The sequence below is a fragment of the Micrococcus sp. ACRRV genome, assembly GCF_022346985.1.
GTDB lineage: Bacteria > Actinomycetota > Actinomycetes > Actinomycetales > Micrococcaceae > Micrococcus > Micrococcus porci.
In genome coordinates, this window is record NZ_JAKRNH010000141.1 from 1 (window position 1) to 4,980 (window position 4,980).

Annotated in this window: 5 protein-coding genes; 4 read left to right on the top strand and 1 reads right to left on the bottom strand. The window is 74.3% G+C overall.

What is annotated here, in order from left to right; translation table 11 throughout:
• The first annotated feature begins 79 nt into the window (after positions 1-79).
• The 4 genes from murA to MHY29_RS11205 all read left to right on the top strand — a co-directional run bounded on the left by murA (position 80) and on the right by MHY29_RS11205 (position 4,375).
• Positions 80-1,408 carry a UDP-N-acetylglucosamine 1-carboxyvinyltransferase gene (gene murA / locus MHY29_RS11190; protein WP_224355176.1) on the top strand — a complete coding sequence of 443 codons (1,329 nt, stop codon included), beginning with the start codon at positions 80-82 and terminating at the stop codon, positions 1,406-1,408.
• Complete coding sequence (locus MHY29_RS11195; RefSeq protein ID WP_239241271.1) at positions 1,405-2,148, top strand: 1-acyl-sn-glycerol-3-phosphate acyltransferase; 744 nt, start codon at positions 1,405-1,407, stop codon at positions 2,146-2,148. Before murA ends, MHY29_RS11195 begins: the two co-directional genes overlap by 4 nt.
• Positions 2,149-2,231: 83 nt before the next feature.
• Positions 2,232-3,245: an NAD(P)H-dependent glycerol-3-phosphate dehydrogenase gene (locus tag MHY29_RS11200; protein WP_239241277.1), complete on the top strand. Its 1,014-nt coding sequence runs from the start codon at positions 2,232-2,234 to the stop codon at positions 3,243-3,245.
• A complete protein-coding gene (locus MHY29_RS11205; RefSeq protein WP_239241273.1) occupies positions 3,242-4,375 on the top strand; it encodes a D-alanine--D-alanine ligase family protein in 1,134 nt (377 codons plus the stop codon). The genes MHY29_RS11200 and MHY29_RS11205 overlap by 4 nt, the downstream gene beginning before the upstream one ends.
• A 28-nt stretch (positions 4,376-4,403) precedes the next feature.
• On the opposite strand, the gene MHY29_RS11210 is transcribed toward MHY29_RS11205, so the two are convergent.
• Complete coding sequence (locus tag MHY29_RS11210; protein WP_239241275.1) at positions 4,404-4,886, bottom strand: DUF3515 family protein; 483 nt, start codon at positions 4,884-4,886, stop codon at positions 4,404-4,406.
• Between the last annotated feature and the right edge of the window lie 94 nt (positions 4,887-4,980).

Below are 4,980 nucleotides of genomic sequence, written 5' to 3' on the forward strand. Positions count from 1 at the left end.
CCGCATGACCGTCCCGCGCCCGTCGCGGGCCGCCGACGACCCCGCCCCCCGGGCGGCGTGAGGAAGAAGGACACCACTTATGGCGAAGCTGCTGACGATCCACGGAGGCAAGCCGCTGCAGGGCGAGGTGACCGTCCGCGGCGCCAAGAACCTGGTCCCCAAGGCGATGGTCGCCGCCCTGCTGGGCACCGGCCCGTCCGTGCTGCGCAGCATCCCGGAGATCAAGGACGTCGACGTCGTCAGCTCCCTGCTCGAGATCCACGGCGTGACCGTGGACTGGGACAAGGAGTCCGGGACGATCACCATGGACCCGGCCGGCGTGAAGTCCGCCCTCACCGCGGAGATCGACGCCCACGCGGGCGACTCGCGCATCCCGATCCTCTTCTGCGGCCCGCTGATGCACGCCATCGGCGAGGCCTTCATCCCCGACCTGGGCGGCTGCAAGATCGGCGACCGGCCGATCGACTACCACCTGGCCGTGCTGCGCAACTTCGGCGCCGTCGTCGACAAGCGCCCGGGCGGCATCTCCATCTCCGCGCCCAAGGGGCTGCACGGCGCCAAGCTCGAGCTGCCGTACCCCTCCGTGGGCGCCACCGAACAGGTCCTGCTGACCGCGGTGAAGGCCGAGGGCATCACCGAGCTCAAGGGCGCCGCCGTGGAGCCGGAGATCCACGACCTGATCCACGTCCTCCAGAAGATGGGCGCGATCATCACGGTCCAGACGGACCGCACCATCCGCATCGAGGGCGTCCCGGAGCTGCGCGGCTACAACCACGTGGCCATCCCGGACCGCAACGAGTCCGCCTCGTGGGCATCGGCCGCGCTGGCCACGAAGGGCGACATCTTCGTCCGCGGGGCCTCCCAGCGCGACCTCACGGCGTTCCTGAACACGTACCGCAAGATCGGCGGCGAGTTCGAGGTCACCGACGAGGGCATCCGCTTCTGGCACGGGGGCGGCGAGCTGAACCCGCTCGTGCTGGAGACCGACGTCCACCCCGGCTTCATGACCGACTGGCAGCAGCCGCTCGTCGTCGCCCTGACGCAGGCCACCGGCGTGTCGATCGTCCACGAGACCGTGTACGAGAACCGCTTCGGCTTCACCGACGCCCTGGTGCGCATGGGCGCGTCCATCCAGTTGCACCGCGAGTGCCTGGGCTCCGTGCCGTGCCGATTCGGCCAGCGCAACTTCCTGCACTCCGCCGTGATCTCGGGCCCGACGCCGCTGCACGGTGTGGACTTCGACGTCCCGGACCTGCGCGGCGGCTTCTCCCACCTCATCGCGGCCCTGGCCGCGGAGGGCACCTCCCACGCCACCGGCCTGGAGATCATCAACCGCGGCTACGAGCACTTCATGGCGAAGCTCCAGGGCCTGGGCGCGGACGTCGAGCTCTCCGAGCGGCCCCGATGAACGACGGCGAGCGTCCGATCGCGCAGCCCTCGCGCGGCCTGCGCCGGGGCTTCGTGGCGCCCGCCGCCGTCGTCCGGCCGGCCCTGCGCGCCCTGGTGCGCCAGGAGTGGCTGCACGCTGAGCGGATCCCGCGCACCGGCGCGATCCTCGCGGTGAACCACATCTCCGAGCTGGACCCCCTCTCGGTCGCGCACATGGTCTACAACCAGGGGCTGCTGCCCGCGGTCCTGGCCAAGGCCGAACTGTGGAAGGTCCCCGTCCTGCGGCGGGTGCTGCAGTCGACCCGGATGATCCCCGTGGAGCGCTCGCGCGACGGGGGTCGCTCCCTGGCCGCCGCCCAGGCCGCACTGGACGAGGGTCGGGTCATCATCGTCTACCCCGAGGGCACGGTGACCCGTGATCCCGAGGGCTGGCCCATGTCCGCCCGCTCCGGCGCCGTGCGCCTGGCGCTGCAGACCGGCGCCCCGCTGATCCCCGTGGGCCAGTGGGGCATGCAGGAACTGCTGCCCTACCCGGGGTTCCGGCTCTCGCCCTTCCCGCGCAAGACCGCCCGCGTGCTCGTGGGCGAGCCCGTGGACCTCGACGACCTCCGCGGCGGGCCGCTGACCGCCGCCGTGCTGCGCGTCGGCACGGAGCGCATGATGGACGCCGTCACGGAGCTCGTGGCGCAGCTGCGCGGCGAGCCGGCCCCGGCCTGGCGCTGGGACCTGCGGACCGGTCGCCGCGAGGGCACCGCGTGAGCCCGGCGCCGTCCGCGGGCCCGGAACCCGCGTTCGCCTCCACGTCGGCCGGCGACCGTGCCGGGGACCCCACCCGCGTCGCCGTGCTCGGCGCCGGCTCCTGGGGCACGGCGTTCGCCTGCGTGCTCGGCTCCAGCACCAGCCCGGCAGGCCGTCGCGCCCGCGAGGTGGTCGTCTGGTCCCGTCGGGCGGAGGTGGCCCGCGCCATCACCGAGGACCACGCCAACCCCGAGTACCTGCCGGACGTCGCCCTCCCGGAGTGCGTCCGCGCGGTGACCGACGCGCGCGAGGCGGTGGCCGAGGCCGGCGTCGTGGTGGTGGCCGTGCCCGCCCAGCAGGCCCGCACCGTCCTGGAGGGCCTGGCCGACGCCCTCGCCCCGGACGCGATCGTCGTCTCCCTCATGAAGGGCCTGGAGCGCGGGACCGACGCGCGGCCCTCGCAGGTCTGCCAGGAGGCCCTGGGGATCGGCCCCGAGCGCTTCGCCGTGCTCTCCGGGCCCAACCTGGCCCTCGAGATCGCCCGCGGGGAGCCCACGGCCACGGTCGTGGCCTCGGCGTCCCGGGCCACCGCCGACCGCGTCGCCGCGCTCACGGCCGGGCCCACCTTCCGCCCCTACACCAACGGCGACGTCGTGGGCGTGGAGATCGGCGGCATCGTGAAGAACGTGATCGCGCTGGCCGTGGGCATCTGCGACGGCCAGGGACTGGGGGACAACTCGAAGGCCTCCGTGATCACCCGCGGCCTGGCGGAGACGACCCGCCTGGCCGTGGCGCTCGGCGGCGAGGCCTCGACCCTGGCCGGCCTGGCCGGCCTCGGCGACCTCGTGGCCACCTGCGCCTCGCCCCTGTCCCGCAACCGCAGCGCCGGCCGGCTCATGGGCACGGGGCTGAGCGCGGACGAGGCCGTGGCCGCCATGAAGCAGACGGCGGAGGGCATCAAGTCGGTGTCCGCCGTCGTGCACGTCGCCCGCGCCCACGGCGTGGAGATGCCCATCAGCGAGGCCATGGACCGCGTGGTGGCGGGGACGCTCGACGTCGACCGCCTCGCGGGACTGCTGCTGGCCCGAGACCTGAAGTCGGAAGGACGACACGCATGACCCAGCCCCCCGAGACCGCCCCGGGCCGTCGCCCCCGCGTGCTGCTGCTGTTCGGCGGCCGCTCCAGCGAGCACCCCATCAGCTGCGTCACCGCAGCGGGCGTGCTGCACGCCGCGGACCGCGAGCGCTGGGACGTGGTGCCCGTCGGCGTCGCCCACTCGGGCCTGTGGTCCCACGGCGAGGTGGACGCCGCCGACTACGCCCTCGGCGACGGGGAGCTGCCGAGCGTGCCGGAGCCCGAGCGCCCCGTGAGCCTGCGGGCGCGCGCGGACGACGCCGTGGAGCTGGTCGGCTCGGACGGGGAGGACCTCGGCGTCGTGGACGTCGTGTTCCCGCTGCTGCACGGACCGTGGGGCGAGGACGGCACGCTCCAGGGCATGTTCGAGTCCCTCGGCCTGCCCTACGTGGGCTGCGGCGTGCTGGCCTCGGCCGTGGGCATGGACAAGCACTTCATGAAGGTCGCGTTCCAGGCCGGCGGCCTGGAGGTCGGCCCGTGGGAGACCATCACCGACCGCCAGTGGCGCAACGACCCGGAGGCCGCCCTGGAACGGGCCGGCGCCCTGGACTACCCGCTGTTCGTCAAGCCCGCCCGTGGCGGCTCGTCCTTCGGCATCACCAAGGTGGACGCCCCCGAGGACCTGCGCGCGGCCGTGGAGGAGGCCCGCCGCTTCGACCCGAAGGTCGTGGTCGAGGCCGGCATCCTGGGCCGCGAGATCGAGTGCGCCGTGCTGGACGGGCACGGCGCCGAGTCCCCGCGCGCGTCCCTGCCGGGTGAGATCGTGGTCAAGGGCGCCGAGTCGGGCCACCAGTTCTACGACTTCGAGGCCAAGTACCAGGACGCCTCCGCCGCGCAGCTCTCCTGCCCGGCCGAGCTGCCCGAGGAGGCCATCGAGCGCCTGCGCGAGCAGGCGGTGCGCGCGTTCGAGGCCGTCGACGGCGCCGGTCTGGGCCGCTGCGACTTCTTCTACACCCCGGACGGGCGCTGGGTGGTCAACGAGATCAACACGATGCCCGGGTTCACCTCGATCAGCATGTACCCGGCCATGTGGGAGCGCACGGGCCTGTCCTACGGCGAGCTGATCTCCGAGCTGCTCGACCTCGCCCTGGAGCGGGGGGTCGGCCTGCACTGACCGGCCCGCACACCGGAGCGCGAGGACGTCACCCCACCGGGGTGGCGTCCTCGATGTTCACGCAGCGGCGCTGGGAGGGGATCTGGGCGACGGCCGAGCCGAGGCCGGTCATCACGGAGTCGGAGCTGACCTCGCTCTTGCCGAACACCGCCTCCACGGCGGGGGTGCGGCCGTAGGTGGTGATCCGCCAGTGGTCGTCCTCGTCGCGGACCACCCAGTCGACGTCGTCCACGGACACGCAGCGGTCGGTGGTGGGGCCGGGCGTGGGGACGCCGCAGCGGAGCACGACGGCGGCCGGCTCGCCCCATGCGGCGGTGGCCTGGCTGTCCGTCTCGCGGCGGTCCTGGCTGCCCAGGACGTCGGGCATGGCCACCATGGCCGGGGCGCAGGCCGGGTCCGCGGCGCCGGGGGCGGCCTCCACCGAGACGACGGGGCCGGAGCACGCGGTGAGACCGAGGGCGGCCGCGGCCAGGGCCGGCGCGAGGGTCACGGGACGGGGCAGGCGGGGCATGCCCTCCAGGGTACGGGGTGGCCGGGGGAGGCCGCCGTCCGGGACGGGGCCGGGACGGGTCGTCGGCCGCTGCCCGACCGGGCCCCTCCCGGGG